The 26,213-nt window shown below is 71.5% G+C and carries 27 protein-coding genes; 5 read left to right on the top strand and 22 right to left on the bottom strand.

Going from position 1 to position 26,213, the window contains the following annotated elements; genetic code table 11:
* Positions 1-6: 6 nt before the first annotated feature.
* From AC07VX_RS03745 to AC07VX_RS03725, 5 genes are all read right to left on the bottom strand, one after another.
* Positions 7-1,494 carry a serine/threonine-protein kinase gene (locus tag AC07VX_RS03745; RefSeq protein WP_493163048.1) on the bottom strand — a complete coding sequence of 496 codons (1,488 nt, stop codon included), beginning with the start codon at positions 1,492-1,494 and terminating at the stop codon, positions 7-9.
* A 141-nt stretch (positions 1,495-1,635) separates the two neighbouring features.
* Positions 1,636-2,508, bottom strand: a complete 873-nt coding sequence (locus AC07VX_RS03740; RefSeq protein WP_493163049.1) for a c-type heme family protein — start codon at positions 2,506-2,508, stop codon at positions 1,636-1,638.
* 153 nt (positions 2,509-2,661) lie between these two features.
* On the bottom strand, positions 2,662-3,879 hold the full coding sequence (locus tag AC07VX_RS03735; RefSeq protein WP_493163050.1) for a beta-ketoacyl-[acyl-carrier-protein] synthase family protein: 1,218 nt from the start codon (positions 3,877-3,879) through the stop codon (positions 2,662-2,664).
* Positions 3,879-4,136, bottom strand: coding sequence for an acyl carrier protein (locus AC07VX_RS03730; protein ID WP_493163051.1), 258 nt, complete (start codon positions 4,134-4,136; stop codon positions 3,879-3,881). Before AC07VX_RS03730 ends, AC07VX_RS03735 begins: the two co-directional genes overlap by 1 nt.
* Positions 4,120-4,959 (bottom strand): alpha/beta hydrolase, encoded by an 840-nt coding sequence (locus AC07VX_RS03725; RefSeq protein WP_493163052.1) that lies wholly within the window; start codon positions 4,957-4,959, stop codon positions 4,120-4,122. Before AC07VX_RS03725 ends, AC07VX_RS03730 begins: the two co-directional genes overlap by 17 nt.
* Positions 4,960-5,078: 119 nt before the next feature.
* Between AC07VX_RS03725 and AC07VX_RS03720 the strand changes: the two genes are divergently transcribed.
* Together AC07VX_RS03720 and AC07VX_RS03715 are read left to right on the top strand one after the other, a co-directional pair.
* Positions 5,079-5,747, top strand: a complete 669-nt coding sequence (locus AC07VX_RS03720) for a response regulator (RefSeq protein WP_493163053.1) — start codon at positions 5,079-5,081, stop codon at positions 5,745-5,747.
* Positions 5,748-5,758: 11 nt separating this feature from the next.
* Positions 5,759-7,153, top strand: a complete 1,395-nt coding sequence (locus AC07VX_RS03715) for a sensor histidine kinase (RefSeq protein WP_493163054.1) — start codon at positions 5,759-5,761, stop codon at positions 7,151-7,153.
* Here the strand turns inward: AC07VX_RS03715 and AC07VX_RS03710 are convergent.
* The 10 genes from AC07VX_RS03710 to AC07VX_RS03665 form a co-directional block, all read right to left on the bottom strand.
* Positions 7,110-7,694, bottom strand: a complete 585-nt coding sequence (locus tag AC07VX_RS03710; RefSeq protein ID WP_493163056.1) for a 2OG-Fe(II) oxygenase family protein — start codon at positions 7,692-7,694, stop codon at positions 7,110-7,112. The two genes, AC07VX_RS03715 and AC07VX_RS03710, sit on opposite strands and share 44 nt — an antisense overlap.
* 58 nt (positions 7,695-7,752) lie before the next feature.
* Positions 7,753-8,517, bottom strand: coding sequence for a ParA family protein (locus tag AC07VX_RS03705; RefSeq protein WP_493163057.1), 765 nt, complete (start codon positions 8,515-8,517; stop codon positions 7,753-7,755).
* 47 nt (positions 8,518-8,564) lie between these two features.
* Entirely contained in the window at positions 8,565-8,894 is a 330-nt protein-coding gene (locus tag AC07VX_RS03700) for an antibiotic biosynthesis monooxygenase family protein (RefSeq protein WP_493163058.1), read from the bottom strand.
* Positions 8,894-10,765, bottom strand: coding sequence for a B12-binding domain-containing radical SAM protein (locus AC07VX_RS03695; protein WP_493163831.1), 1,872 nt, complete (start codon positions 10,763-10,765; stop codon positions 8,894-8,896). The genes AC07VX_RS03700 and AC07VX_RS03695 overlap by 1 nt, the downstream gene beginning before the upstream one ends.
* Positions 10,766-10,853: 88 nt before the next feature.
* A complete protein-coding gene (locus AC07VX_RS03690) occupies positions 10,854-12,512 on the bottom strand; it encodes a GMC family oxidoreductase (RefSeq protein ID WP_493163059.1) in 1,659 nt (552 codons plus the stop codon).
* Positions 12,513-12,527: 15 nt separating this feature from the next.
* On the bottom strand, positions 12,528-13,904 hold the full coding sequence (creD, locus tag AC07VX_RS03685; protein WP_493163060.1) for a cell envelope integrity protein CreD: 1,377 nt from the start codon (positions 13,902-13,904) through the stop codon (positions 12,528-12,530).
* Positions 13,905-13,953: 49 nt separating this feature from the next.
* Positions 13,954-15,384: a two-component system sensor histidine kinase CreC gene (creC, locus tag AC07VX_RS03680; RefSeq protein ID WP_493163061.1), complete on the bottom strand. Its 1,431-nt coding sequence runs from the start codon at positions 15,382-15,384 to the stop codon at positions 13,954-13,956.
* 80 nt (positions 15,385-15,464) lie between these two features.
* Positions 15,465-16,136 carry a two-component system response regulator CreB gene (gene creB, locus AC07VX_RS03675; RefSeq protein ID WP_493163832.1) on the bottom strand — a complete coding sequence of 224 codons (672 nt, stop codon included), beginning with the start codon at positions 16,134-16,136 and terminating at the stop codon, positions 15,465-15,467.
* The gene (locus tag AC07VX_RS03670; protein ID WP_493163062.1) at positions 16,124-17,149 is read right to left on the bottom strand and encodes an NAD(P)H-dependent flavin oxidoreductase; all 1,026 of its coding nucleotides are present in this window, start codon (positions 17,147-17,149) and stop codon (positions 16,124-16,126) included. Before AC07VX_RS03670 ends, creB begins: the two co-directional genes overlap by 13 nt.
* A 4-nt stretch (positions 17,150-17,153) precedes the next feature.
* The gene (locus tag AC07VX_RS03665) at positions 17,154-17,795 is read right to left on the bottom strand and encodes a MarC family protein (RefSeq protein ID WP_493163063.1); all 642 of its coding nucleotides are present in this window, start codon (positions 17,793-17,795) and stop codon (positions 17,154-17,156) included.
* A 200-nt stretch (positions 17,796-17,995) separates the two neighbouring features.
* Here AC07VX_RS03665 and AC07VX_RS03660 point away from each other — a divergent pair, with 200 nt between their 5' ends.
* Positions 17,996-19,312 carry a reverse transcriptase family protein gene (locus AC07VX_RS03660; protein ID WP_493163064.1) on the top strand — a complete coding sequence of 439 codons (1,317 nt, stop codon included), beginning with the start codon at positions 17,996-17,998 and terminating at the stop codon, positions 19,310-19,312.
* On the opposite strand, the gene AC07VX_RS03655 is transcribed toward AC07VX_RS03660, so the two are convergent.
* Complete coding sequence (locus AC07VX_RS03655; RefSeq protein WP_493163065.1) at positions 19,275-20,066, bottom strand: helical backbone metal receptor; 792 nt, start codon at positions 20,064-20,066, stop codon at positions 19,275-19,277. The two genes, AC07VX_RS03660 and AC07VX_RS03655, sit on opposite strands and share 38 nt — an antisense overlap.
* On the bottom strand, positions 20,063-20,962 hold the full coding sequence (locus AC07VX_RS03650; protein ID WP_493163066.1) for a hypothetical protein: 900 nt from the start codon (positions 20,960-20,962) through the stop codon (positions 20,063-20,065). Before AC07VX_RS03650 ends, AC07VX_RS03655 begins: the two co-directional genes overlap by 4 nt.
* A 233-nt stretch (positions 20,963-21,195) precedes the next feature.
* Between AC07VX_RS03650 and rbp the strand changes: the two genes are divergently transcribed.
* On the top strand, positions 21,196-21,720 hold the full coding sequence (gene rbp / locus AC07VX_RS03645) for an RNA-binding regulator (RefSeq protein ID WP_493163067.1): 525 nt from the start codon (positions 21,196-21,198) through the stop codon (positions 21,718-21,720).
* Positions 21,721-21,831: 111 nt separating this feature from the next.
* Here rbp and AC07VX_RS03640 read toward each other — a convergent pair whose 3' ends face one another.
* The 4 genes from AC07VX_RS03640 to AC07VX_RS03625 are packed head-to-tail and all read right to left on the bottom strand — an operon-like array spanning position 21,832 to position 24,813.
* Positions 21,832-22,605 carry an SDR family oxidoreductase gene (locus tag AC07VX_RS03640; protein ID WP_493163068.1) on the bottom strand — a complete coding sequence of 258 codons (774 nt, stop codon included), beginning with the start codon at positions 22,603-22,605 and terminating at the stop codon, positions 21,832-21,834.
* Positions 22,602-23,258 (bottom strand): LPS export ABC transporter periplasmic protein LptC, encoded by a 657-nt coding sequence (lptC, locus tag AC07VX_RS03635; protein WP_493163069.1) that lies wholly within the window; start codon positions 23,256-23,258, stop codon positions 22,602-22,604. The genes AC07VX_RS03640 and lptC overlap by 4 nt, the downstream gene beginning before the upstream one ends.
* On the bottom strand, positions 23,255-23,830 hold the full coding sequence (locus AC07VX_RS03630) for a KdsC family phosphatase (RefSeq protein WP_493163070.1): 576 nt from the start codon (positions 23,828-23,830) through the stop codon (positions 23,255-23,257). The genes lptC and AC07VX_RS03630 overlap by 4 nt, the downstream gene beginning before the upstream one ends.
* On the bottom strand, positions 23,830-24,813 hold the full coding sequence (locus AC07VX_RS03625; protein WP_493163071.1) for a KpsF/GutQ family sugar-phosphate isomerase: 984 nt from the start codon (positions 24,811-24,813) through the stop codon (positions 23,830-23,832). The genes AC07VX_RS03630 and AC07VX_RS03625 overlap by 1 nt, the downstream gene beginning before the upstream one ends.
* 24 nt (positions 24,814-24,837) lie before the next feature.
* Between AC07VX_RS03625 and AC07VX_RS03620 the strand changes: the two genes are divergently transcribed.
* Positions 24,838-25,509 (top strand): phosphatase PAP2 family protein, encoded by a 672-nt coding sequence (locus AC07VX_RS03620; protein WP_493163072.1) that lies wholly within the window; start codon positions 24,838-24,840, stop codon positions 25,507-25,509.
* Here the strand turns inward: AC07VX_RS03620 and AC07VX_RS03615 are convergent.
* Positions 25,490-26,191, bottom strand: a complete 702-nt coding sequence (locus tag AC07VX_RS03615; RefSeq protein WP_493163073.1) for an Hcp family type VI secretion system effector — start codon at positions 26,189-26,191, stop codon at positions 25,490-25,492. The genes AC07VX_RS03620 and AC07VX_RS03615 overlap by 20 nt on opposite strands.
* Positions 26,192-26,213: the final 22 nt, after the last annotated feature.

The raw sequence follows: 26,213 nt of genomic DNA, 5'->3' as shown, positions 1-26,213 counted from the left end.
CCGGCCTCAGGCCAGGCGCCCGAGATCGGCCAGCAGCCTGGCCCGCGCGGCCGGGTCGTTCACGGCCTCGGCCAGCCGGTTGTAGAACACGGCCCGGCTGTCCGTGCCGGTGGCGGCGCGCTTCACCAGCACCTTGGCGATGGGGCCGACATGCTGGGCCAGCAAGGCCTGGGCCTTGTCCATGACGGCCTCGTTCAGCGGGCCGCCGATCATCGTGCCGCCGGCCGAACCGGCCGTCGCACCCCGCGAGCCGCCTGCCGAGGGCGCGCCGGCCGTGCTGCCGCCGGCCGTGCGGTGATGTTGGCCGCCGGTGACGAGGCTGGCCTGGCCCAGGAAGGCGTCGCGGGCGCGCGGGTCGCTGACCTGCTCGGCGAGCTTGCTGTAGAGCTCGTTGATGTCGTGGCACTCGCGGGCGGCCCGGCGCACCAGCACGCTGGCCAGCGGGCCGACGTGCCTGGCCAGCGTCAGCTCGGCCTGGGTGAGCTGGGCCTTGTCCCAGTGCGAGGGCGGGGGCGCCGTGGCGGTGCCCGCCGTCGAACCCGGCAGCGAACTGCCGGACAGCGAGGGCGGCGCATGCGTCGGCGTGGCCAGGGGCTGCGGCGCGCGGGCGCGCGGCGGCGCCAGCATCACGGTCTTCTCCCAGGCGGTGTCGTCGATGGCCTGGCCCATGCCTTCGGTGATCGCCTGCTTGAAGTCCTCGGCCGTCGCGTAGCGGTCCTCGGGCCGCTTGGCCAGCGCGCGGGCGATGACGGCGTCGAACCAGCCCGGGCGCTCTGCGCCTTCCACCGTCGACGGCGGCTGGGGCATGTCGTTGACGACCTTGTACATCAGCGCCTCGGTCGTGCCGGCGAAGGGCGCGCGGCCGGTCAGCAGCTGGTAGAGCACGACGCCGGCGCCGTAGATATCCACGCGCCGGTCCATGGGCTTGCCGAGGAACTGCTCGGGCGCCATGTGGCTGGGCGTGCCCACCATGTAGTGGGTCTGCGTGAGGTTGGTGCTCTCGATGCGAGCGATGCCGAAGTCGGCCACCTTCAGCCGCCCGGCCGTCGTCATGATGATGTTGGCGGGCTTGATGTCGCGGTGCCAGACGCCCTTGTCGTGGGCGTGGCCCAGCGCATCGAGCAGCTGGCTCATGATGCCGGGGATGTCGGTGTCGGTGAAGCGCACCTTGGCGCCGAGATAGCTCGCCAGCGAGCGGCCCTCGACGAACTCCATCGCGATGTAGGCCACCTGCTCGTCGCGGCCGAAGTCGTAGACGGCGACGATGCCGGGGTGCATCAGCCGGCCGGCGGCCTGGGCCTCGTTGCGAAAGCGCGAGGCCGGCGCGCCGGGGCTGTCGTCGTCGGAGTCGAGCTGGGTGCGGATGGTCTTCAGCGCGACGACGCGCTGGATGTCGGGGTCGAAGCCCTTGTAGACGACGCCCATTGCGCCCTCACCGAGGACCTCGGTGATGCGGTACTTGCCCAGTTGCTTGGGATGCTTCGACTCGCTCATGCCAACTCAGCTTTGGTTTCGCACGGTCGGCGACGGATGCAGCGTGCATTCCCGAGCGGCCGCCGTCGAACTGGCTTTGCCAGGCCACCAGCGGCGCCCCCTTGAAGGGGGCCGGCGAAGCCGGTAGGGGGTGGGCCAGATCTAGGCATCGAGGAGCTTCATGGCCTGCACGACGCTGGCGCGCATGCGGGAGAAGGAGTCGGACAGCGTGGCGATCTCGTCCCTGCCGCTGGCCTGGAACTCGGGCGCGTCCAGCTCGCCCTGGCTGACGCGGTCGGCCAGCGCCGAGAGCTGGGTGACGGGGCGCACGACCAGCATCCACACCATCAGGTTGAGCACGATGCCGACCGCGACGAAGACGCCGATCAGCGAGGTGATGAAGACCTTGAAGGTCTGGTCGGCGCGCTGCAGCGGCACGCCCAGCGGCACGGAGACGATCTGCGCGCCGATGACCTCGTTGAGGTTCCAGCCGAAGCCGTTGGCCGGGCCGTACTTGGCCACCATGGTGGCGGGCGCGGCGTCCACGCTGCTGTGGCAGGCCAGGCAGGCGGGGTCGGTGATGCGCAGCGGGCGGGCGATGTAGAGCGACGGGCCGGCCGGCGTGTCGCGGGTGCCGACGGTTTCCTTCAGGTCGGCCGCGCTGCGGAACTGGCCGACGATATCGACCTCCCAGCTGGTGGCGCGGTCGCGCGGGTTGGTCGGGTTCAGCGTCGCCTCCTTGTAGGCGAACTCGGGGTGCTTGGCCAGCAAGGTGCCCAGCACTTCGGTGGCGGAGAAGCTGGGCACGGTTTCGGGCAGGAACTTGTCGGTCATCTGCCCGACCAGCAAGGGCTTGATCTTGGTGTTGGTGTAGTTGCGCACCGCCAGCGCCTTCTCCATCAACATCTGCGCGGTGGCGACGGTTTCCTGCTTGGCGTTGTCCTGCAGCAGTTGGCGCGCGATGTAGCCGCTCAGGGCGATGCCCAGGCTCATCACGAGCAGGTAGACGAGATTGAATTTGGCAAGCAGTTTCATGGTGGCCTCTACCGGAGGTCGGCAATGGTAGTGCGTCGGTATGGCTGAGTGGCTGCGTGCTTGCGCGTGGTTCCCGGTGAAAAGCGCACAAAAAAGGCCGCCCGGCACGGGCCGGGCAGCCTGGCATCGGGGCCGGGGCCCCAGCGGAGGTGCTCAGATCAGCGTGGTGATCAGCGCGACGTTGCTGCCGCCGAAGGCGAAGGAGTTGGACATCGCCGCACGCGCCGTCGTGGTGCGCGCGGCGCCGGTGATCAGGTCGACCTGCGCGGCCAGCGCGCTCGTGCGCACATGCGCGCTGGCGGGCAGCAGGCCGCGGCGCAGGGCCTGCACCGTGGCCACCAGCTCCAGCGCGCCGCCCGCGCCGATCAGGTGGCCGTGCAGGGCCTTGGTGGCCGACACCGGCACGGCGCGCGGGCCGAAGACGGCGGTGACGGATTCGGCCTCGACGGCGTCACCGATTTCGGTGGCCGTGCCATGGGCGTTGATGTAGCCGATGGCGGCCGGCGCCAGGCCGGCGTCGCGCAGCGCGGCCGTCATCGCGCGGGCCTGGCCGGCGGCGTCGGGCCGGGACAGGTGCACCGCGTCGACGCTGTGCCCGTAGCCCGCCAGCACGGCCAGCGGCGTGGCGCCGCGGGCGCGGCCATGGGTATCGGTTTCAAGCACGAGGGCGGCGGCGCCCTCGCCCAGCACCAGGCCGCGGCGGGTGTCGTCGAAGGGGCGGCAGCTCTGTTCGGGCGCGCCGGCGTCCAATGGCGCCATGACCCCCATGGCCTGCCAGCCCAGGGCGCTGCCGGTGTGCAGCATGGCTTCCGACCCGCCGACGAGGGCGACATCGGCACGGCCCGTGCGCAGCAGCCACAGCGCCTCGCCGATGGCCTGGGCCGAGGATGCGCAGGCGTTGGAGACGGCCAGCTGGGCCGCGCGCAGCTGGTGTCGCATGGCGAGGTGGGAGGCCGCCGAGTTGGCCATCACGCGCACGACGGTGTAGGGATGCACGCGCGGCGGGTGCGCCGTGAACATCTGCTCGTAGGAGGCTTCCATGGACACCGAGCCGCCCAGACCGGTGCCCCAGGCGACGGCCGCGCGGTCGGGGTCGGCGGCGGTGGCCGGCAGGCCGGCCTGGGCCCAGGCTTCGGCGGCGGCTTCCAGCGCCATCAGGCTATGGCGGTCGTAGAGGTTGCGCTGGGCCGGCGGCATGCCGGCGGCCAGCGGCACCGTCACGGCGGCAGCGGCGTAGGGCCTCAGGCCGTGCTCCTCGCTGCCCGGCTGGGCGGCGACTCCTGACCGGCCGGCCTGCAAGGCGTCGGCCAGCGCCTCGGCGCCCTGGCCGAGAGCACTGACGGCACCCAGGCCGGTGATCCAGACGCGCATCAGACGGGGACCGGCTGGGCCTTGGCGGCGAGCAGTTCGTCCACCAGCGCAGCCAGGCCGGCCAGCGTGGGGTTCTGCAGCGCGCGGTCGTGCTCGATGTTGACGTGGAAGTGGTCCTCCACGGTGAACATGAAGTCCACCAGGCCGAGGGAGTCGAGGCCCAGCTCGGCGAAGGGCGTGTCGACCTTGTCGCTCAGCGCCTCGGCGCCGAGTTCGCGCTGGGCGATGCTGCAGAGTTGTTCAAGCGTGTTGCTCATGATGGGGGACTGCCGGGAGGGGAGGGAGCGCCGCGAGCGGGTGGCTGCGCAGCAGGAAGTCGCGCACCGTGCGGGCGACGGCGACGCGTTCGTTGTCCAGCGTCAGCATGTGATAGCTGTCGTGGAACCAGTGCACCTCGGGCCGCTGGCCCAGACGCTGTTGCAGCTCGCGCACGCTGCGCGGGCCGGCCACGTCGTCCTCGCTGGCGTGCAGCACGACGGCCGGCGCGGCCAGCGCGCCGAGGCGGCCGCGCACATGGCGGATGAGCCGCGTGGCTTCGTAGAGCGAGGCGGCCGACAGGCGCGCGGCGCCCACGGCCGAGACCTGGGTGGTCGCCATGGCCTGCTCGACCCAGGCGCGCAGCCGCTCGTTCTTGAGACCGAAGGGCGCCGTCTCCTTGAAGCTCATGCGCCGGCGCAGCGGCGGCAGATAGGCCAGCGGGAGCAGGCGGCGCCAGGGCGACACGTTCCAGCCGTCGAAGTGCAGGGTCGTCGAGATCAGCACCAGGGCCGCGGCGGGGCGGCGTGCGGCCAGGGCCAGAGCCAGCACGGCGCCCATGCACAGGCCACCGACGGCGACGCGGCCATGGGTGGCGGCGAGGCGGTCGAAGAGCCTTTCGGCCTCGGCCAGCCAGTGCTCGAAGGGCGGCACGGGCAGCTGCTCGCCGGTGGCGCTGCTGACACCATACCCGGCCATGGCCGGCGCCTCGACGACATAACCCACTTCACGCAGGGATTTGGCGACCGGAGCCAGCTCCAGCGGGTTGGCGCACAGGCCATGAAACAGCAGCACGGCGGGGCGCTGCTCGATTGACGCATCCATGACCGACAGTGTCGAAAGCGGCGCCGTCGCCGCCTTGACGCCCGCCTTGCCGCGAGCTTTCGCGCGCTGACAGTCAGGTGTCAGCACGCGGGCCGCTGTCGCGCCATACTGCGGCCATCATGCGAATCCTGCTCGTCGAAGACGACGAACATCTCGTCGAAACCACCGCCCGCGCGCTGCGCTCCCAGGGCTGGGTCGTTGACTGCACCGCCCGCGGTGAGCCCGTGCCGCGCTCGCTGCGCGAGGACGCCTACGACCTCCTCATCCTCGACATCGGCCTGGCCGGCATCGACGGCTTCGAGACGCTGCGCCGCGTGCGCGGCGAGGGCATCGCCGTGCCGGTGCTGATCCTGACCGCCCGCGACGCCGTCGAGGACCGCGTGCGCGGCCTGGAGGGCGGGGCGGACGACTACCTCGTCAAGCCCTTCGCGCTGACCGAACTCGTCGCCCGCGCCCGTGCGCTGGTGCGGCGCAGCCAGGCGCGCACCAGCAACCAGCTGCAGCTGGCCCGCCTGCGCATCGACCAGGAGGCGCGCCGCGCCTACATCGACGACGAGCCGTTGGCGCTGTCGGCGCGCGAGTGGGACGTGCTGGGTTTCCTGATGGCGCGCGCCGGCAAGGTCGTGCCCAAGGAGCACATCGCGCTGGCCAGCAACGCCTGGGACCAGGGTGTCAGCGACAACGCCATCGAGGTCTGCCTGTCGCGCCTGCGCGCGAAGATCGAGCCGGGCGGCGTGCAGCTGCGGACGGTGCGTGGCCTGGGCTACCTCCTGGAAGAAATCGGCTGAGGTGGTCGACCTTGGCTGAGGCGCCGCGCTCCAGCCTGCAGCGGCGGCTGTTCTGCTGGCTGTTGCTGCCCTTGCTGGTGGCCCTGCCGCTGCTGGGCATAGGGCTGTACCAGCAGGTGCAGCACAGCGCGCAGAGCTGGCTGGACGAGGGCCTGGAAGACACCGCGCTGACCCTGGCGGGCCAGATCGACACGCGCGGCGGCGAGCCGCGCATCGAGATGAGCGCCACCATGGACCGCGCGCTGCGCTTCGACCGCCAGGACGACGTGTTCTACCTCGTGCTCGCCCCGCGCGGCGAGGTGCTTCAGGGCGACGCGGGCCTGGCCGACCTGCAGCCCCGGCCGGGCCACCAGCCGGCGGGCAAGTCCTGGTACGGCGACGTCAAGCTGCGCGGCCGCGAACTTCGCCTCGTGCAGCTGGGCCATGACTGCGGCGTGGGCAGTTGCCAGATCCTCGTCGCCGAGACCCTGCACAAGCGTGACGCGCTGCAGCGCCAGATCGGCGGCCTGGTGGCGCTGAACGGCGCCGGCCTCGCTTTGCTGCTGGCGCTGGCTGGCTGGTGGGCCATCCGCCAGGGGCTGGCGCCGCTGACCGACCTCAGCGCCGAGCTCGAACATCGCGACCTGCACCGCCTCACGCCGCTGACGTCCCGCCTGCCGCGCGAACTGGTGCCGCTGCAGGCCGCCTTCAACCGCCTCTTCGAGCGCCTGGCGCGTGCAGCCGGCGCGCAGCGCGAGTTCTTGGCCGACGCTGCCCACCAGCTGCGCACGCCGCTGACCTCGCTGCAGACCGAGATCGAGCTGGCCATGCTGGAGCCGCACGACCAGCGCATGGACCCGCTGCTGCAGCGGCTGCGCCAGCGCGTCGTGCGCAGTGCGCGGCTGGCCCAGCAGCTGCTGTCGCTGGCACGCGCGGAGGACCGCAGCGTCGACGTCGGCTCGGCGCTGAACCTGCGCGACATCGCCACCGAGAGCGGCCAGGACTGGGCGCACCGGGCGCTGCCCAGCGGCGTGGACCTGGGCTTCGAGCTGTCGGAGGCGCCGGCCCTGGGCCATGCCTTCCTGCTGCGCGAGCTGCTGGAGAACCTCATCCACAACGCCGTCAGCTATGCCGGCGCCGGCGCGCGCATCACGGTGCGCTGCGGCAGCGGGCCCGAGGGGCCGTGGCTGGAGGTGGAGGACAACGGCCCCGGCATTCCGGCGGCGGAGCGCCAGGCGGCCATGCAGCGCTTCCGGCGCGGCAGCAGCGCCAGTGGTTCCGGCAGCGGCCTGGGTCTGGCCATCGCGGCCGACATCGCGGCCCGCCATGGCGGGCGGCTGGAACTGCTGGACGCCCACGCAGGCCCGGGCCTGCGGGCACGGCTCAGCCTGCCGCCGCTGCAGTCGGCTCGAGCGCCAGCTGCTTGAACAGGTTCATCGCGACGACGACGCGCCGCCCCGGCGTGGCCGGCACCTCGTGCATGGCGATGCCGGGAAACATGATGAGGGTGGCCGGCCGCGGCTGGTAGACGCTGGTCTTGGAGAACACCAGCGGCGCGCAGCCCGGCTCGGCCTCCAGGTAGACGACGCAGCTCAGGTCGGCCGGCCAGTGGTTGTGCGGGGCCGTGTAGTCGGCCTGTTCGTAGACGGCGCCCCAGCAGTGGGTGACGAGTAGGTCCAGCCCCAGCGCGCCGAGGTCGCCCGACCAGGCCTTGGGTGCCGCCGCGCGGGCGATCTCGACGACGCTGGCGCACAGCGGCATCAGCTTGCCATTGAGCATGTGGCTCTTCCACGGGCTCATGTAGGCCGCCTTCACGTTCGACTCGGGCGACTGCGGGTGGCTGACGCGCAGCTCCTCGATGGCTTCGCGCGCGAGCTGCAGCCGGTCGGCGATGGCGCCCAGCTCGGCAATGATGACGGGCAGCTCGGTCTGGACGCTGGCGCCAACGACGCGGACGGACTCGGACATGGTCATGGCGGCAATTCTGGCGGCTCGCGCCGCCCCGCCATGGCCGGAAAAAGACCGGTCAGCCCAGCGATTCGTACAGCGCCTGCAGCTCCTGCGTCAGCTTGTGGCGGGCGTCCAGGTGGATCATGGGCCGTGAGAGTTCGTGCGATTCCTTGACCTTGACGCTGCTCGACAGATAGGGCTGCAGCACCGGCAGGCCCTCGTCCAGCAGCTCCTGCACGACGCGCTGCGGCAGCGAGGCGCGGGCCTGGAACTGGTTGACGACGATGCCTTCCACCGACAGCTCGGGCGCGTGGTCGGCGCGGATCTCCTCGACGGCTTCGAGCAGCCCGTACAGCGCGCGGCGCGAAAAGTCGTCGCAGTCGAAGGGGATGAGGCAGCCCTGGGCCGCGATCAGCGCCGAGCGCGTGTAGAAGTTCAGCGCCGGCGGCGTGTCGATCCAGATCTCGTCGTATTCGTCCGCCAGAGGCAGCAGCGCGTCGCGCAGCTTGAAGATCTTGTAGCGGCTCTCCAGCTTGCCGTGCAGCTCGTCCAGCTCGGGGCTGGCCTGCATCAGGTGCAGGTTCTCCCACGGCGTCTCGACGACGAACTCCGTCGGGGCCGGTGCGCGCACGCTGAACTTCAGCGTCGACTCGAAGAACTCGGCCGAGCCGGGCGCGCCATCCTCCAGCGCTTCGCCCATCAGGTAGCGGCTGGTGTTGCCCTGGCGGTCCAGGTCGATGACGAGCACGCGCTGGCCCGAAGCCGCGGCAATCGCCGCCAGGTTGCTCGTGATCGTGGACTTGCCCACGCCGCCCTTCTGGTTGAACACGACCCGCCGCATCGCCGTACCTCCGTTGCTGGAAGTGGCGATTGTGCACTGCACAAAAGTCAGGCGGCCGGCGCGCCCTTCAGCGGATGCGGGATGCCGCCGTCGCCATAGCTGCGCAGCACCTGGGCGACGACCACCTGGTAGCCCTTGAGCCAGCGCGCCTGGGCCTGCTTGGCCTCGCGGTGGTCGGGGTGGCCCATCAGCTGTTGCAGGGCCTCCATCGAGTCCCAGTAGTAGACGTTGGAGATCAGGCCTGTCGACGCGTTCTCCCAGGTCTCCTCACCCAGGTAGCCGGGGATGGCGCGGGCCATCGCGGCGATGCGTGCATCCAGCGCGTGGAACTCGTCGTCGTAGTCGCCCGCGGCGAAGGTGAAGGTGGAGGTGAACATCAGTTGATCGTGGAGAGTGCGCGCTCGACGAAGCGGCGCGGCACGGTGGTCTTGGGTACGCGCACGGGGAACCATGCGCGGATGTCCTGGTCGATGCCGACGCCGTGCATGAAGTTGTAGAGGCCTTTCTTGAGCCCCTGGCCCAGGCCGTCGTGGTCGGTGGGCGTGGGGTCGACGAAGGCGATGTCGTTCCTGGCGAAGCGGCCGTCGGCCGGCAGCGGCTGCAGCGTGACGCCGTACTCCGCCGGGTTCAGGCCCACGGGCGAATGCACCGTGCAGGCGAAGCGGTGGAAGAAGCCGCTGTGGATGCAGCCGTGCTCGAACAGCTGGCGCACGTACTCCAGCGCGTCCACCGTGTCCTGCGTCGTCTGCGTCGGGAAGCCGTACATCAGGTAGGCATGCACCAGCACGCCGGCATCGGCGAAGGCCTTGGTCACGCGCGCCACCTGCTCCACGCTGACGCCCTTCTTCATCAGCTTGAGCAGCCGGTCCGACGCCACCTCCAGCCCGCCCGAGATGGCGATGCAGCCGCTGTCGGCCAGCAGCTGGCACAGCTCGGGCGTGAAGGTCTTCTCGAAGCGGATGTTGCCCCACCACGAGATCGCCACGCCGCGGCGGATCAGCTCCTCGGCCAGCGCCTTCAGCGCCTTCGGCGGCGCAGCCTCGTCGACGAAATGGAAACCCGTCTGGCCGGTCTCGCGCACGATGGCCTCGATACGGTCCACCAGCACCTCGGCCGAGGCGGCCTCGTAGCGCGAGATGTAGTCCAGGCTCACGTCGCAGAAGCTGCACTTCTTCCAGTAGCAGCCATGGGCCACGGTCAGCTTGTTCCAGCGCCCGTCGCTCCACAGCCGGTTCATCGGGTTGAGCATGTCCAGCAGCGACAGATAACGGTCCAGCGGCAGACCGTCCCAGGTCGGCGTGCCGACGTCGTCGAACGGCACGTCGGGCTCGATGAAGTTGGTGTACTTCACCTGGCCTTCGCCGTCGCGCCAGAAGCTGCGCACCAGGCGGGCCTTGGAGCGCTTGCCCGCGAGGTGTTCCAGCAGCGCCAGCAGCGGTCGCTCGCCGGCGTCCAGCGTCACGTAGTCGACGAAGTCGAACAGCCGCGGCTCGGCGAGCTCACGCAGCTCGGTGTTCACATAGCCGCCGCCCAGCACGCAGACCACCTCGGGCCGCGCCGCCTTGATCGCCTGGGCGATGCGCAGCGCCGCGTAGACGGAGCCGGGGAAGGGCACGGACAGCAGCAGGACGTCGGGCCGGTGCTGCTCCAGCGCTTCCAGCGTGAGGCGCTGCAACGTCTCATCGACGAGGTTCGGCGGCGCGGCCAGGGCCTGGGCCAGTGGGTCGAAATGCGCCTGCGCGGCGGCCAGGGATTCGGCGTAGCGGACGAACTCGAAGCGCTCGTCCACCGCGTCGCGCAGCACGTCGGCGAGGTCGTTCAGGAAGAGGGTGGCGAGATGGCGGGCGCGGTCCTGCAGGCCCAGGGCGCCGAAGGCCCAGGCGAGCGGGTCGCCGCCGTCTTCGTCGACGTAGTTGTCCAGCGACGCGAAGCGGGCGCCCTCAGGCAGGAAGCTGCGCGTGTTGATGCGATGGGCCAGCGTCGGGTCACGGCCCTGCAGGAAGCCGAGCACGCGCGGCGCGGCGGCGGCGATGGCCGGGAACTCTGCGGCAAACCAGGCGGTCTGCGGCGTGCTTTTCGCGTCGGGCAGGGCTTGGACCGCTTCACGGATCTGCGCCAGGCCGGCGGGCGAGAACAGCGCCAGCACCAGCGTCAGCGCCAGGTCCACCTGTTGCGCATCGACCCCGCGCGAGCGCAGAAAGCCGGTCAGGTAGGCGGTGGACGGGTAGGGCGTGTTCAGCTGCGTCATCGGGGGGATGACGGCGAGCACGCGCAAAGGGTTTGGCACAGGTTGATCCACGGCCCCAATTGTCCGTGACGCCCCGCAGTTGAGGCTTTCAGCCCGTCAGCCAGCCGGCAAGCTTCTCTGCAATCATCAACGTCGGCGAGTTGGTGTTGCCGCTCGTGATCGTCGGCATCACGCTCGCATCCGCCACACGCAGGCCCGTCACGCCGCGCACGCGCAGCCGCGAGTCGACCACCGCCATCGGGTCGTCCCTGCGACCCATCTTGCAGGTGCCTACCGGGTGGAAGATGGTCGTGGCGATGTCGCCGGCCAGCCGCGCCAGGTCCTCGTCGGTCTGGTACTGCGGCCCGGGCTTGTATTCCTCGGGCTTGAAGGCGGCCAGCGCCGGCTGGGCCACGATGTGGCGCGTGACGCGCAGGCTCTGCGCGGCGATGCGGCGGTCCTCGTCGGTGGACAGGTAGTTGGGCCGGATGGCCGGCGCCACGGCTGCGTCCGGCGACGTGGCGTGCACCGTGCCGCGGCTGGTCGGGTTCAGGTTGCACACGCTCGCCGTGAAGGCGTTGAAGCCGTGCAGCGGCTCGCCGAAGGCGTCCAGCGACAGCGGCTGTACGTGGTACTCCAGGTCGGGCCAGGCCTTGTCGGGGCTGCTGCGCGTGAAGGCGCCCAGCTGGCTGGGCGCCATGCTCATCGGGCCGCTGCGGCGCAGCGCGTATTCCAGGCCGATCATGGCCTTGCCCAGCAGCGAGGCGGCGCGCGTGTTCAGCGTCTTCGCGCCCTGCACCTTGTAGACGGCGCGGATCTGCAGGTGGTCCTGCAGGTTGGCGCCGACGCCGGGCAGGTCGCGCTCCACGGTCAGCCCCAGGCCCTGCAGCAGCGCCGCCGGGCCCAGGCCCGAGAGCTGCAGGATCTGCGGCGAGCCGATGGCCCCGGCCGCGAGGATGACTTCGCCACCCGCGTTCAGCCAGGGCTGCTCCACGCCGTGGGGCGTCAGCACCTCCACGCCGCCGCAGCGCAGGCCGCTGTCGTCGTGCATCAGGCGCAGCTTGCGCACCTGGGCGCCGGTCCAGAGCTCGAAGTTGGGGCGGCCGAAGGTGGTGGGCCGCAGGAAGGCCTTGGCGGTGTTCCAGCGCCAGCCCTTCTTCTGGTTGACCTCGAAATAACCCACGCCTTCGTTGCTGCCGGTGTTGAAGTCGCTCGTCGCCGGGATGCCGGCCTGCTCGGCGGCGGCGGCAAAGGCGTCGAGGATGGGCCAGCGCAGGCGCTGCTGTTCCACGCGCCATTCGCCCTTCTTGCCTGGGATGGGGCCGTGCAGGTCAGCGAAGCCGGGAGGCGCGGTCTTGGGCTTGTCCAGCCGCCAGTGGTTCTCGTGGCGGCGGAAGGCGCGCAACACGCGCTCCCAGCGCCAGGTGTCGTCGCCCGTCAGCTCGGCCCAGTGGTCGTAGTCGCGGCTCTGGCCGCGCATGTAGATCATGCCGTTGATGCTGGAGCAGCCGCCCAGCACCTTGCCGCGCGGGTAGCGCAGGCTGCGGCCGTTGAGCCCCGGCTCGGCCTCGGTGTTGAAGCACCAGTCGGTGCGCGGGTTGCCGATGCAGTAGAGGTAGCCGACGGGGATGTGGATCCAGTGGTAGTCGTCCTTGCCGCCGGCCTCGATGAGCAGCACGCGCTTACCTGCATCGGCGCTGAGGCGGTTGGCCAGCAGGCAGCCGGCGGTGCCGGCGCCCACGATGATGTAGTCGAATCCTTGGGACATGGCCCCTAGCGTAATTCACTCGTCCCGCGGTTTGGCTGACGCCAGTCCGTACCAGTCCAGCCGGCGGGTCAACGTCATGACGACGGCCAGCACGGCAAACAGCAGCACGGCGCCGATGACGAGCGCCGTCTGCTCGCGGCTCAACAGCACGTAGAGCGCGCCGTAGAGCAGGGCGATGCCGCCGCCGAAGGCCGCGCCGCGCAGCCAGCCGCCCAGCATGGCGGCGGCGTACTGCGTCAGCACGACGGCCGCGGCACCGGCGGCGATGAGATAGGACGCCAGGAAGGGCAGGTGCTCCGACAGGCTGAGCAGCAGCAGGAAGAACAGGCTCAGCGCCATGCCGACGAGCAGGTACTGAACCGGGTGCACGCGCCGGCCCGTCAGCAGCTCGGTCAGGCCCACGGTGACGAAGGTCAGTGCGATGAACATCAGGCCGTACTTGATGGCGCGGTCGCTCATGACGTAAGGGTTCACGGGGTCGATGAGTTCGACGGCCAGCACATCGAGACTGCCCTTCGCCGTCTTGCCCGCCTCGGCGTAGGCCCCGGGCGTGCCGTCGCCGCTCAGCTCCGGCAGCGGCCGCCCGGCCTTCACATCCGCCACCGCGCTGCTGGCCAGCGACGACACCTGCCAGCGCGCCGAGAAGCCGCTGACGCCGACCTGGTGCTCGACGGGCAGGAACTGGCCCGTGAAGCTGGGGTGGGGCCAGCTCGACTGCAGCGCCACCTGCGTGTCGCCGGCCGCGGGCACGATGCCCAGCCGCTGGCTGCCGACGAGGCTGAGCTTGAGCGACAGCACCAGCGGTTCCTCGGGGCGCAGCTCGGCCAGCACGGCGTGCAGGCCGCCACGGAAGGCCGGGTGGGTGGTGCCTGGCCGCACGGCCAGCGCATGGCCGTCGCGTTTCAGCTCGGCGGTGCGGATGCCGCGCGTGTCGCTCAGCGCGACGATGACCGCGGGGTCGTTGCAGGCGAGACGGCCGTTGGCGTGCTCGGCCTTGGGCGTCAGGGCCGCCAGCGTGTCCCAGCGCGCCTCGATGTTGAGTTGGCTGGCATAGGTGTTGACCTTGAAGAGGCCGCGCTTGCGCACCTCGGGGCTGATGCCGCCGTTCACGTTCAGCTTGCCCGGCGCGGCGACAAGCCAGAAGTCGCGGGCCTCGACCGCCTCCTTCTTGCCGTCGACACCGGGCACGATCCAGCTTTCCTTGCAGGCTCGCACGAGCAGCGGCCCTGCCAGCGCCTGGGCGCCGGCCAGGGACTGCTCGACGCTCTGCGTGGCCTCGCGCTGGCGCCATTGGCGTTCGTGCGCGAGGCCGCCGATCTGGGCGAGCACGATGCACAGCAGGACGGTGATGACGGCCAAGATGGCCAGCTTGATGAGGAGGGTCTTGTTCATGCCGCCCAGCATCGCGGCGCGATGTGAGGGCAGGACGAGCTGTGTGAAGTCAGCGTGAAGCGGGCAGGATCAGGCTCACTCGCAGCCCCGGCCCAGCGGCCTCGAAGGCCAGCCGCCCGCCGTGCAGCTCCGCCACGCGGCGCGCGATGGCCAGGCCCAGGCCCGAGCCCTTGACGAGGCTGCCGGGCCGCGCCGTCGAGAAGAAGCGCCGGCCCAGCTGCGAGAAGGCAGCCGGTGGCACGCCGGGGCCGTGGTCGCGCAGCGTCAGGCGCGCGCCGGTGGGCGTGGTGCTGACGGCCAGTTCCAGCGTCGATCCTGCGGGCGCGAAGTCGATGGCGTTCACAAGCAGGTTGCCGAAGGCCAGCTCCAGCAGCGGGGCGTCGGCGTTCACCGTCACGTACTCGCGGGCCGTCCACGTGACGCGCAGCTCCCTCTGCGCCAGCCGCGGCGCCTGGCGCTCCAGCTGGGCCTCGGCCCAGTCGGCCAGCACGATGCGCTGGCGCTCGCCCAGTCCCACCTGCGCCTCCAGTTGGGACAGCGCCAGCACGCGCTCCACCAGCATCTGCAGCCGGGCGGTCTGGTCCAGCACCTGGGCGGCAAAGCGCTGGCGGTCGGCGGCGGGCAGCTCGTCCTGCAGCAGCTCGCCGCTGGCGCGCAGCGCGGCCAGGGGGCTCTTGAGCTCGTGGGTCAGCGCGCGCACGTCGTGCTCCAGCTGCTCGCGGCCTTCGAGGCGGCGGCGCATGTCGTCCATCGCGTGAGCCAAGTCGCCCAGCTCGCCGGGCATGGCCGGCGGCGCGATGGCCTGGCCGGCCTGGGCCTGCTGGGCGTAGCGGCGCAGGCGCCGCACCGAGGCCACGAGCCACAGCGTCACCGCCACGCCGACGACGAGGCTGGCCGCCAGCAGCGCGGCGCCCGCCCAGAACACGCGCCGCTCGGCGCGGTCGATGAAGCGCTGCACGCTGGCCACCGGCTTGGCGACGCTGACGACGCCCAGCGTGCGGCCGTCCTTCAGCACCGGCGCGGCGACGATGAGGACGGTGCTCAGGTCCTTGTGCGTCTCGTAGGGCGTGGCGCGGGCGCCGTAGTCGCCGCGCAGCGTGCGGGCGACGTCGTTCCACTGCGAATAGTCCTGCCCCACGGCCGAGGGCTTGCCCGAGTCGAGCACGACGATGCCGCGTGCGTCGGTCACGTAGATGCGCAGGTCCAGGCTCTGCTTGCGCAGGCCCCAGATCAGCGCGTCGACCTCGCGCTGCGTGTAGCGCCGCAGCTGCGCGGCCAGCGGGCCGTCGGCACGGGGCGGGCCGGCGGCCATCTCGTCGGCGGCCACCTCGGCCAGCAGGTGGGCCGTGTCCACCATCAGGTCTTCCATGACCTCGCGCACGCTGGGTTTCACTTCGGCAAGGAAGACCTTCAGCAGCAGCACGGCGCTGAGGCCGGCGATCAGGAAGAAGCCGAAGAAAACGCGGAGACCGAGGCGCATGTCAGCGCCGCCCGGCCGCCCGAAGGCGCTGACGCGCCCCCGCGGGGGGCAGTGAGCGGAGCGAGCGCGGGGGCTTCACGTCAGGGTTCCAATGAGTAGCCGAGGCCGCGGTGGGTCTTGATCGGGTCGCGCGCGGGGGCCGCCTCGCGCAGCTTGGCGCGCAGCGTCTTGATGTGGGTGTCCACGGTGCGGTCGGCGCTCTCGGCGCTGCTGCCCCAGACGGCGTCGAGCAGCGCGTCGCGGCTGTGGATGCGCTGCGGCGCGCGCAGCAGATGCGTCAGCAGGCCCAGCTCCAGCTTGGTGAGGCTCAGCGGCACGCCGTCCAGGCTCACCCGCGAGCCGTCAACCAGGAAGCCCGCCGTGGCCGGCGGCGCGGCCTGGGCGCGGCGCAGCAGCGCGCGCACGCGGGCCACCAGCTCGCGCGGGCTGAAGGGCTTGGCGAGGTAGTCGTCGGCGCCCAGCTCCAGGCCCAGCACGCGGTCCATCTCGTCGCTGCGGGCGCTGAGCACGATCACGGGCAGATGAGCCAGCGGGCCTGCGCGCAGCTCGCGGCAGAGGTCCAGCCCGTGGCCGTCGGGCAGGCCGATGTCGAGGATGAGCAGCTGCGGTGCCGGTGCGCTGCGCAGCCGTTCGCGCGCCTCGGCCAGCCAGGCGTGATGGGCCACCTCGAAGCCCTCGCGCCGCAGCGCGAACGCGACGGTGTCCGCGATGGCGGGGTCGTCTTCCAGCAGCAGGATGGTCAAGGCCGCCAGCCTTGGCTCAGCGCCGCCACCAGATCGGCCGCCGTGCCCGGGGTGCGGCAGACCGGCAGCGCCTGGCCGGCCCACAGGCTGATGAAGTCGGCCCGGCCCGCCCTGGCCGCCGCCTGGCGCATGGGCCGGCTGGCGGCATTGGGCTGGGGGAAGGCGGGCAGGGCCACGCCTTCCAGCTCGCGGGTGACGCGGTTGGCCACCCCGCGCGCCAGGCGGCCCGAGAACGCGCGGGTCAGCGTCGAGTCGGCATCGCGGGCCGCGAGCAGCGCCGCACGGTAGGCCGGCGACAGCGGGCATTCGTCGACGAGCAGGAAGGCCGTGCCCACCGTCACCGCACTCGCGCCCAGCGCCTGCGCTGCCGCCACCCCGCGTGCATCGGCAATGCCGCCGGCGGCGATGACGGGGATGTCCAGCGCATCGACGAGCTGCGGCACCAGGGCCATCGTGCCGATCAGTGCGCCTTCCGGCGTGCCGAGGAAACCGCCGCGATGGCCGCCCGCCTCGAAGCCCTGGGCGACGACGGCGTCGACGCCGCTGGCCTGCAGCAGCAGGCCTTCGGCAACCTGCGTCGCGGTGCCGACCACGGTGAAGCCCTGCGCCTTCAACGCGGACACCCGCGCCACGCCGGGGTCGCCCATGGCGAAGCTGATGACGGCGGGCCCGGCGGCGATGGTGGCTTCGAGCTGGGCGTCGAAGTCTTCCTCGCAGCGCTCGGGCCGTGCCGGCGCCGGCAGCCCCAGCTCGGCATGCCAGGGGGCGAGGCGGGCGAGGTAGTCGTCCAGCGCGTCGTCATCGCGCATCCAGGGCAGGGGGCAGAAAAGGTTGACGCCGAAGGGCTTGTTCGTGCGTGCGCGGATGTCGGCCGCGATCTCGCCGATGCGCGCCGGCGCGAGGTAGGCCGCGCCCAGCTGGCCGAAGCCGCCGCCCGCGCCGACGGCGGCCACCAGGGCCGCGCTGGATGCTTCGCCGGCCATCGGGGCCATCCAGATCGGCGGCAGGTTGAACAGGCTCACGGTGTCAGCCCACGGTTCGCGCCGCCAGCACCGGAAAGAGCTTGATGAGGCCGTCGGCCAGCAGCTCCACCGCCAGCGCGGCGAGGATGAGGCCCATCAGCCGCGTCATGATGTTGATGCCCGTCTGGCCCAGCACCTTGGCGATCTTGCTGCTGGCCGAGAAGGTCAGGAAGGTCACCGCCGCGACGACGACGCCGTAGCCGCACAGGACGGCCAGCTCCCACCAGTGCCGGGTCTTGTCGGCGTAGATGACCATGGTGGAGATGGTGGCCGGCCCGGTCAGCAGCGGGATGGCCAGCGGCACGACGGCGATGCTGGCGCCGGCGTCCACCTTGCTGGAGCCCTCGCTCACGTCCTCCTTGCGCGCCTCGGCGGGCTGGGCGTTGAGCATCTGCAGCGAGCTGATCAGCAGCAGGCAGCCGCCGCCCACCTGGAAGCTCGCCAGCGAGATGCCGAAGAACTCGATGATCTTCAGCCCGAAGAGGGCGGACAGCGCGATGACGATGCCGGCCGTGCAGGCGCTGACGAGCATGGTCTTGCGCCGCTGCTCGCGCGTGAGGCTGCTCGTGAAGTGGATGAAGAAGGGCACCACGCCGACCGGATTCACGATGGCCAGCAGCGCGACGAGGGGCTTGTAGATGTCCATTCAGGCGAGGCTACCATCGCCGCGCGGGCGTCGTCCGAGGTCTTGGCCTGCCTTCACCGGCAAGCGCTCCGGGGCAACCCCGGGGGACATGAATCTCGCGCCCGGCAGGGCATGGAGTGCGGGGCGCACGGCGCCCGACACCCCATGCACCACCCGTCGCTCGGGCGGCGCGCCGCGCCTTTTTTCAGGGAGTAGAACGGGTGGACCACGCCCGCAGGACAACGGCCCGGGCCCTGGCCCACGCCATGCTGGCCGGCCCTCGCCACGAGGCGGCCCTGGCAGCGCGCATGGCGGCCTGCCTGGGCGCGCGCCCGCCCTGGCTGAGCGGTCTGGCCGCCGCGATGGCGCGCCTGCCGGGCGAGGTCTGGCTGCGGCTGGAAGTGCAAGCCCTGGGCGAGCGCGTGGATGCGCACGAGGGCTTTGCCGAGGCCTGGGCCAGCGACGCCCGGCCCGAGGCGCGCCGCTGGCTGTTGAGGCCGCCCGACGCGCTGGCGCCTGCGCCCGCCGGCCTGGAGCGCCCGCACTGGCCCACCGTCGGCGCCCTGGCCCGCGGCCTGGGGCTGACGCCGGCCGGCCTGTGGCGGCTGACCTTGCCGCCCGACTGGCAGCGCCGCCGCCCGCTGGCGCAGCAGCACTACCGCCCCCAACTCGTGCCCAAGCGCGGTGATTCGGCCGGCTGGCGGCTGCTGGAGGTGCCCGCGCCGCATCTGCGCGCGGTGCAGCGCCGCCTGCTGGCCCAGTTGCTGAATGGCCTGCCGCCCCATGAGGCGGCTTTCGGCTACGCGACGGGGCGCAACGTCGTCCAGCATGCCGCCCGGCACGCCGGTCAGGGCCGGGTCCTGCGCTTCGACCTGAGCGACTTCTTCTCGACGGTGCGCGCCGCGCGCATCCATGCCCTCTTCAAGACCCTGGGCTACTCCACCGCCGTGGCCCGCGCGCTGACGGCGCTGTGCACCACCGCTGTGCCCGAGGCCTGGCTGTGCAGCGAGCCGCGCCTGGGCTGGCCGCAGCGCCAGCGTCTGCGCGACGCCCATCTGCCGCAGGGCGCGCCCACCTCGCCGGCGTTGGCCAACCTCTGCGCCTTCGCGCTGGACGCGCGCCTCGCCGGCCTGGCCGAACGCTTTGGCGCCCGCTACAGCCGCTATGCCGACGATCTCGTCATCTCCGGCCCGGCCGCGCTGCCGGTGCGGGCGGTCTCAGCCTGGGTGGCCGCCATCGCGGCGGACGAGGGCTTCGTCATCCACCCGCGCAAGACGCGCAGCCTGGGTGCCGCGCAGCGCCAATCGGTCTGCGGCATCGTCGTCAACGCCCGGCCCAATCTGGCGCGCGACGAGTTCGACCGGCTCAAGGCCACGCTGCATCGCTGCGTTGTCGACGGCCCCTCGACGCAGAACCGCGAGGGGCATGCCGACTGGCAGGCCCATCTGCGCGGCCGCGTGGCCTGGACGGCTCAGCTCAACGCCGGCAAGGCCGAGAAACTCAAGGCCCTGCTGGATCGCATCGACTGGGAACGCTGAGCTGGCGCAGATAGTCCAGCCCTGCTGCGCCGCGGCTGCCCCACCAGCTCAGCAGTTCGCCGTCGACCAGCTGCACGCGGGCCTGCGGGCACAGCGCCTGCGCCTCGGCCAGGTGCTGGGGGCCGAAGCGGTAGGGCTCGGAGCTGAGCAGCACGCGGTGGATGCCGGCAAGCCTGGTTTCTTCGCCCGTCAGCGTGGGGTAGCGAGCGGCGCCGTGCTCGCCGCCGCGCAGGTCGGGCCAGGTCTGCCAGCCGACCTCGGCCAGCAGCGTCGAGATGTAGGTGTCGCGGGCCACCGTCATCCAGGGCTCGCGCCAGATCAGGTAGAGCACCTTCTCTGGCGGACGGTCTCCGCCGCGACAGCGCGCCAGCGCGGCGCTGAATTCGGCAGACAGCGCCGCCGCGCGCTCGTTGACGCCGGGCTCTCCGGCGAAGGCCGCGCGCAGCTGCTCGAACAAGGCCAGGTTGTCGTCGGGCCGGCGCGGGTGGGTCACGATGACTTCGGGCACGAACGCGCGCAGCGCCTCAGCCGTTTCCAGCCGGTTTTCGTCCACATTGACGACGACGTGCGTCGGCGCGAGCTTTTTCAGCTTGGGAAGATTCACGTCCTTGGTGCCGCCCACCTTGGGCACGGCCGCAACGGCCTCGGCCGGGTGGATGCAGAAGCCGGTGCGGGCGACCAGGCAAGGCCCCAGGCCCAGTGCCACCAGCGTCTCGGTCGCGCTGGGCACTAGCGACGCGATGCGGGGGCTCACGCCTCTTCGGTCAGCGCCAGGTAGACCGCGCAGCACCCGCGCAGCCACACCAGCGTGGGCAGCACCAGTGCGATGGCGAAGACGACGCCACCGCCCACCAGCGCGGCCAGGCCCAGCGTGCCGCCCTGCAGCGGCACGCCGCTGGCCCCCATGCCACGTGGCCCCAGCCCCATGACGCCGGCCAGCAGTTGCCCGGCCGGCAGCTCCACGCCGGCGCCCAGGATGGCCAGGCCCGCCATCAGCCGCCCGCCACTGACGACGACGAAGCTGACCGCCGCCGTGGCCAGCGCGGCCAGCAGGTAGACGGCGGCCATCAGCAGCGCCGCCTCGGGCAGGCCGTGGCGCAGACGCTCGCGCAGAAAGGCCAGCACGCCGGCGCTGCGCCGCCCGGCCCAGACCGCCGGCCCGGCCAGCGGCCCGACCAGCACGACCAGCGCGAACGCGATGCCGCCCAGCGCCAGCACGGCCAGCGGCAGCACCACGGCCAGCAGCAGCGCGCCGACGACGGGCCAGCGCGTCGCCCACAGCAGTGCGGCCAGCGCCAGGGCGGCCAGCCCGGCCAGGGCCAGGCAGGCCAGCAGGGACAGCAGCACGTGGTGGGCACTGCGCAGCGCGTCAACGATGGCGTCCTGCGGGTCGCGCACTGGCAGGCCGCGGGCCTGGTCCATCAGCATCAGGCCGGTGGCATTGACGCCAAAAAAAGCGACAGCCAGGGCCAGGCCCATCCAGACGGCGCTCATCAGCGGCTGCTCGCGCACCAGCGCGGATTGGGCGGATGCCAGCAGCAGGCCGGCAAAGCAGAAGCTGGCCATCAGCGCATACAGGGCGCGCAGATTGCGCAGTGCGTCGATGCTGGCCAGGACGCGGGAGAGGGCGGGAAGCAGGCTTGCAGTCATGGTTTCAGGGTCGGGCGGCGATGGTATCGATGACGATGCCGTGACGCTCAGGAATCGCCAGGGTTTGTGCTAGCTCGTAAAAACAACACTTGCGGGAGTGCCGTCCCGCAATCTCAGCACCCCGCCACCATAATCAATTGCCTGTGTCTGGACGCCGCACCTTCGCTTGAATGGTTCACGATGGGTTGAAGCACCACACGGTTTTTTGGTTTTGAGAAGAGAAGGGCTTCCCCATGGGAAACAAGCTTTACGTGGGCAACCTCGCCTACAGCGTGCGTGACGAATCGCTGCAAGAAGCGTTCGGTCAGTTCGGGACCGTGACCTCCGCAAAGGTCATGATGGATCGTGAAACCGGTCGCTCCAAGGGTTTCGGCTTCGTGGAAATGGGCTCGGATGCCGAGGCGCAGGCCGCGATCAACGGCATGAACGGCCAGGCTCTGGAAGGCCGCGCCATCGTCGTGAATGAGGCCCGTCCTCGTGAAGAGCGTCCGGGCGGCTTCGGCGGCGGCGGTGGTCGTTCCGGCGGCGGCGGCTTCGGTGGCGGCGGCGGCTACGGCGGCGGCGGCCGTTCGGGCGGCGGCGGCTACGGCGGCGGCGGTGGCGGCTACGGCGGCGGTGGTGGCGGCTACGGTGGCGGCGGTGGCCGTTCCGGTGGCGGCGGCTACGGCGGCGGCGGCGGTGGCCGCTCCGGCGGTGGCGGCGGCTACGGCGGCGGCGGTGGTGGCTACGGCGGCGGTGGCCGTTCGGGCGGCTACTGATCTCCCGGCCTCACGGCAAGTTCGACAAAGCGCCTTCGGGCGCTTTGTTCGTTTACGGCAGCGCTCGACGTCTGGCCGGGCCGGGGCCGCTGTTGCGAAGCGCTCGTTCGGCTATTCGCCGGCGCGCTTCTTGCGCGGCCGGCTGCCCAGCGCGCGGTCGTAGAGCCAGTTGGGCAGCAGGCGCAGAACCTTGGCGAGCACGCCCATCTGCCACGGAATGACGCGGTAGCTGACCTGGGCGTGGATGGCACGCACGGCCTGGTCGGCGAAGTCGTCCACCTGCATCAGGAAGGGCATGCCGTAGCGGTTGCCGCGCGTCAGCGGCGTGTCGATGTAGCCCGGCAGGAGGGTCACGACGCGCACCCCGAAAGGCCGGCATTCGCCGCGCAGGCTTTCGCAGTAGGCGACGACGGCCGACTTGCTCGCACAGTAGGCACCGTGCCCCGGCAGGCCGCGGATGGCGGCGACGCTGGCCACGCCCACCAGCGTGCCGGAGCGGCGCTCGTTCATCGCGGCGACGAAGGGGTGGAAGGTGGCGGCCAGGCCGACGTTGTTGGTCTCAAAGGTGCGGCGCATCACTTCCAGGTCGTCGAAGTGGGCCGTGTCCATGCCAATGCTGATGCCGGCGTTGGCGATCACCACGTCTGGCAGGCCCTGGGCGGTGATGCACTCGTGGCCGATGCGGGCCATGGCGTCGAGGTCGGCGACGTCGGCGCCGTAGACCCTGAAGCGGCTGGCGTCGAGCCTCTGCTCCGCGGCCCAGCGCTCGACCTCTGCGGTACGGCGCGCAACGAGAGCCAGTCGGGCGCCGTCGCGGTAGTAGCGCAGCGCCAGGGCCTGGCCGATGCCGCTGGACGCGCCGGTGATGAAAACGAGTTCGCTCATCTGGCGGGTTTGGAGGCAATCTGCCCCTGCGCCTTGCCCGTGAAGCTGACCTGGCCGGTCAGGTGGCGGTATTCGAAGTTCTGTGCATTCAACGTCGAGCCGCCCTGGCGGATGGTGACGGGCAGGTGGGAGCGCAGGATCTCGCTGTTGGCCAGGGCCTGCAGGAACTCGCCGCGCATCTCCAGCTGGGCCGGGGCGTTGTCGCCGGAGCCCGGCGGCAGGCGGCGCAGGCGCACGTCGCCGATGAGCTGCATGTCGCTGCCGTCACCATTGCTCAGCGCCCGCCTGGCTTCGGCGATGGCGAGGCTGCCGTCGGGCGCGATGGCGCGCACGCGGGCCTGGTCGATCTCGACGGTGTCGGTGTCCGGGTAGTGGCGCAGCTCGGCCCCGGCGATCTGCACGTTCAGCCGTCCGTCGGCGCCGATGCGCTGGATCTCGAAGTTGGCCATGCGGTAGTCGGGCACATGGCGCGGCGGCGCGAGCTCGCCCGGCGTGTCCAGCAGCGGCGTGTTCTTCACCAGCCACCAGGTGCCGCTGGCCAGCAGGGCCATCAGCAGCAGCGGCAGGTAGTTGGAGACCAGGCTCTGCGCCCGCCACAGCCAGGGCCGGGGCTTCTGGCGCCGCGGCGCGGGCGCCGGCAGCGCCGCATTCACGGCCGGCCCCCGTCCAGCGTAGCGTGGTGGGCGTTCAGCAGGCGCTCGTAGTGGCCGCTGGCCATCAGCAGGATGTCGCAGTACTCGCGCGCCGCGCCATAGCCGCCTGCGGCGCGGGTGACGTGGTGGGCGATGGCCAGCACCTCGGCGTGCGCGCCGGGCGGGGCACAGGCGAAGCCGGCGCGGGTCATCAGCGGCAGGTCGGGCCAGTCGTCGCCCATGACGGCCACTTCGCCCCAACTGGCGCCGAGTTTGGCGAGCAGTGGTTCGGCTGCGGCGAGCTTGTCGCGCGCGCCGTAGACGGCATGGGCCAGGTCCAGGTCGGCCACGCGGCGGCGCACGGCGGGGCTGTCGCGGCCGGTGACGATGACCGGCGTGATGCCTACCTGCTGCAGCGACTTCAGGCCGTGGCCGTCCAGCGTGTTGAAGGCCTTGAATTCCTCGCCGGCGTCGCTGATGTAGATGCGGCCGTCGGTCAGCACGCCGTCGACGTCGAAGATGGCCAGCTTGATGGCCAGACCCGCGCCCTGGGCCTTGACGAGGAGTTCAGGAGGGAAAGCGAGCGCAGCCATCAGATCACCTTGGCCCGCATCAGGTCGTTGATGCTGATCGCGCCGAGCAGATGTTGCTGCGCATCGACGACGAGGACGACGGTGATGCGGGCGGCTTCCATCAGGTCGGCGGCGTCCACCGCCAGCGCCTCGGGGCCGACGGTGCGCGGCTTGGCATGGGCCACCTCGGCGGCGGTCAGCGCGCGCAGGTCTCGGCCCTGTTCGACGAGGCGGCGCAGGTCACCGTCGGTGAAGATGCCCTGCACTCGGTCCTCGGCGTCGACGATGACGGCCATGCCCAGGGCCTTGGCGCTCATCTCGCGCATCAGGTCGGTGAAGCCGGTGCCGGCCGCCACGCGGGGCAGGGCGTCACCGCTGCGCATCAGGTCGCGCACATGCGTGAGCAGCTTGCGGCCTAAAGCGCCGCCGGGGTGGGAGCGGGCGAAGTCCTCGGCCTTGAAGCCACGGGCGTCCAGCAGGGCCACGGCCAGCGCATCGCCCAGGGCCATCTGCGCCGTCGTGCTGGCGGTGGGCGCGAGCTGCAGCGGGCAGGCCTCCTCGGCCACGGCGCTGTCGAGCACGATGTCGGCATGCGCGGCCAGGCTGGATTCGGCGCGGCCCGTCATCGCGACGACGGGCACGCCCAGGCGCTTGAGCACCGGCAGGATGGCGTTGAGCTCGTCACTCTCGCCGGAGTTGGACAGGGCCAGCACGACGTCGCCCACCGTGACCATGCCGAGGTCGCCATGGGCGGCCTCGGCGGGGTGGACGAACAGGGCCGGTGTGCCGGTGGAGGCCAGCGTGGCGGCGATCTTGCGGCCGACGTGGCCGCTCTTGCCCATGCCCATCACGGCGACGCGGCCGCGGCAGGCCAGCACGAGCTGGACGGCGCGGGCGAAGGGCTCGCTGAGGCGGGGCGCGAGCGCGGCCAGCGCGCGGGCCTCGACCTCGAGGGCCTGGCGGCCGATCGCGATGGCGCGCTCAGCGGAGGAATCGGAAGACATCGGGCCAGTGTAGACAATGCCCCGATGTTGAAGACACTGCGCTGGCCCCTGCTCGCCCCGCTCCTGGCCCTCGTCCTGCTGCTCGCCTGGGACGCCAGCCCCCTCGATCTCCTGGCCATGCGCCAGGTGGCCGACGCGAACGGCTTTGCGCTGCGCGAGGCCTGGGTCACGCGGGCCCTGATCCACGAGGGCGGGCGCATCGTGTCCTACCTGGCCACGGGGTTCATCGTGCTGATCAACCTGTGGCCCCGGCTGCTGCCCGCGCTGACCCGCAGGGAGCGCACCTGGTGGCTGGTGACGACGCTGGCCTGCCTGGCCGTCATCTCCCTGGCCAAGCGCGCCAGCCTGACGAGCTGCCCGTGGGACCTGGCCGAGTTCGGCGGCGCGGCGCAGTATGTGTCGCACTGGGCCTTCGGCGTGCGCGACGGGGGCGGCGGGCATTGCTTCCCGTCCGGTCATGCGAGTGCGGCCTTCGCGTATCTCGCCGGCGGCTGGGCGCTGGCGCGGGCCTACCCGCGCACAGCCCGAGCCTGGCTGGCCGCCGTCATGCTGCTCGGCGCCATCTATGGCGTTGGGCAGATGTTGCGCGGCGCCCACTACCCCAGCCACACCATGTGGACGGGCTGGATCTGCTGGGCGGTGACGGTGGTCGCCGCCTGGCTCGGCCCGTGGCGCCTCAGCCGCGGCGCCGCCTGAGGCCGAGCAGCGCGAGCCCGGCGATCAGCAGCGCGGCGCTGGCCGGCTCCGGCACCGCGGTGACGGCGCTGCCGTCGAAGCTGATGTTGCCGCCGGCGCTGAACAGGCCGAGCATCACCCGCTCGTCGCCGCTGAACAGCGCGTTGGGCTGGTTGGTCAGCAGGTTGAAGCTGCCCTCCACCCAGGGGAGGGGGACGCCCTTGGCGTCCAGCTGGCGGTAGCGCAGCTTGACGGTCGTGCCCGAGCTCATCGAGGCATCGGCCTCGGGGGCGGCGCCGCTGCCCGTGATCTTCAGGCCGGTGGCCTGGGTCTTGGTGAAGATCATCTGGAAGAAGGAGTACGGCGCGCCGGCCAAGTTGGGGGTCGTCACGTCGAGGGTTACCGTGGGGATCTCCTGGCCCGTTGCGACGGCGAGGAACCATTTCGGCGTCGAGCTGTCGACGCCCTGGGTCCAGGCAAAGTCGTTGAACGTGGCCTTGCTGGCGCCGCTGCCGGCGACATTGGTCAGGCCCCAGGAGAAGCTGTCGAGGTTGATCCAGTTCGCGTGGTTCTTGTCGACGGAATCGCCCGGGATGCCGCCGATCTGCAGGAAGTAGCTGTTGGCGGCGCCGGCACTGCTGCCGATGGCCAGGCCGAGCACGAGGGCCGCAGCGTGCAGCCAGCGAAGTGAGGTCTTCTTCATGAGTTTCCTTTCTGAGCCCGGC

The organism is Roseateles sp. GW821-FHT03B02 (genome assembly GCF_059421025.1).
This window is presented reverse-complemented; position numbering and strand designations above follow the sequence as displayed.

Excerpts from the sequence above, each read along its gene's own strand:
- AC07VX_RS03615 (WP_493163073.1), bottom strand. The coding sequence starts at position 26,191 with ATGAAGAAGACCTCACTTCGCTGGCTGCACGCTGCGGCCCTCGTGCTC.
- AC07VX_RS03725 (WP_493163052.1), bottom strand. The coding sequence starts at position 4,959 with ATGGATGCGTCAATCGAGCAGCGCCCCGCCGTGCTGCTGTTTCATGGC.
- AC07VX_RS03650 (WP_493163066.1), bottom strand. The coding sequence starts at position 20,962 with ATGACTGCAAGCCTGCTTCCCGCCCTCTCCCGCGTCCTGGCCAGCATC.
- creD (WP_493163060.1), bottom strand. The coding sequence starts at position 13,904 with ATGAACAAGACCCTCCTCATCAAGCTGGCCATCTTGGCCGTCATCACC.
- AC07VX_RS03705 (WP_493163057.1), bottom strand. The coding sequence starts at position 8,517 with ATGCGGCGGGTCGTGTTCAACCAGAAGGGCGGCGTGGGCAAGTCCACG.
- AC07VX_RS03740 (WP_493163049.1), bottom strand. The coding sequence starts at position 2,508 with ATGAAACTGCTTGCCAAATTCAATCTCGTCTACCTGCTCGTGATGAGC.
- AC07VX_RS03690 (WP_493163059.1), bottom strand. The coding sequence starts at position 12,512 with ATGTCCCAAGGATTCGACTACATCATCGTGGGCGCCGGCACCGCCGGC.
- AC07VX_RS03710 (WP_493163056.1), bottom strand. The coding sequence starts at position 7,694 with ATGTCCGAGTCCGTCCGCGTCGTTGGCGCCAGCGTCCAGACCGAGCTG.
- AC07VX_RS03620 (WP_493163072.1), top strand. The coding sequence starts at position 24,838 with ATGTTGAAGACACTGCGCTGGCCCCTGCTCGCCCCGCTCCTGGCCCTC.
- AC07VX_RS03695 (WP_493163831.1), bottom strand. The coding sequence starts at position 10,765 with ATGACGCAGCTGAACACGCCCTACCCGTCCACCGCCTACCTGACCGGC.
- AC07VX_RS03630 (WP_493163070.1), bottom strand. The coding sequence starts at position 23,830 with ATGGCTGCGCTCGCTTTCCCTCCTGAACTCCTCGTCAAGGCCCAGGGC.
- creC (WP_493163061.1), bottom strand. The coding sequence starts at position 15,384 with ATGCGCCTCGGTCTCCGCGTTTTCTTCGGCTTCTTCCTGATCGCCGGC.
- AC07VX_RS03735 (WP_493163050.1), bottom strand. The coding sequence starts at position 3,879 with ATGCGCGTCTGGATCACCGGCCTGGGTGCCGTCAGTGCTCTCGGCCAG.
- rbp (WP_493163067.1), top strand. The coding sequence starts at position 21,196 with ATGGGAAACAAGCTTTACGTGGGCAACCTCGCCTACAGCGTGCGTGAC.
- AC07VX_RS03720 (WP_493163053.1), top strand. The coding sequence starts at position 5,079 with ATGCGAATCCTGCTCGTCGAAGACGACGAACATCTCGTCGAAACCACC.
- AC07VX_RS03700 (WP_493163058.1), bottom strand. The coding sequence starts at position 8,894 with ATGTTCACCTCCACCTTCACCTTCGCCGCGGGCGACTACGACGACGAG.
- AC07VX_RS03665 (WP_493163063.1), bottom strand. The coding sequence starts at position 17,795 with ATGGACATCTACAAGCCCCTCGTCGCGCTGCTGGCCATCGTGAATCCG.
- AC07VX_RS03625 (WP_493163071.1), bottom strand. The coding sequence starts at position 24,813 with ATGTCTTCCGATTCCTCCGCTGAGCGCGCCATCGCGATCGGCCGCCAG.
- AC07VX_RS03640 (WP_493163068.1), bottom strand. The coding sequence starts at position 22,605 with ATGAGCGAACTCGTTTTCATCACCGGCGCGTCCAGCGGCATCGGCCAG.
- AC07VX_RS03745 (WP_493163048.1), bottom strand. The coding sequence starts at position 1,494 with ATGAGCGAGTCGAAGCATCCCAAGCAACTGGGCAAGTACCGCATCACC.
- AC07VX_RS03730 (WP_493163051.1), bottom strand. The coding sequence starts at position 4,136 with ATGAGCAACACGCTTGAACAACTCTGCAGCATCGCCCAGCGCGAACTC.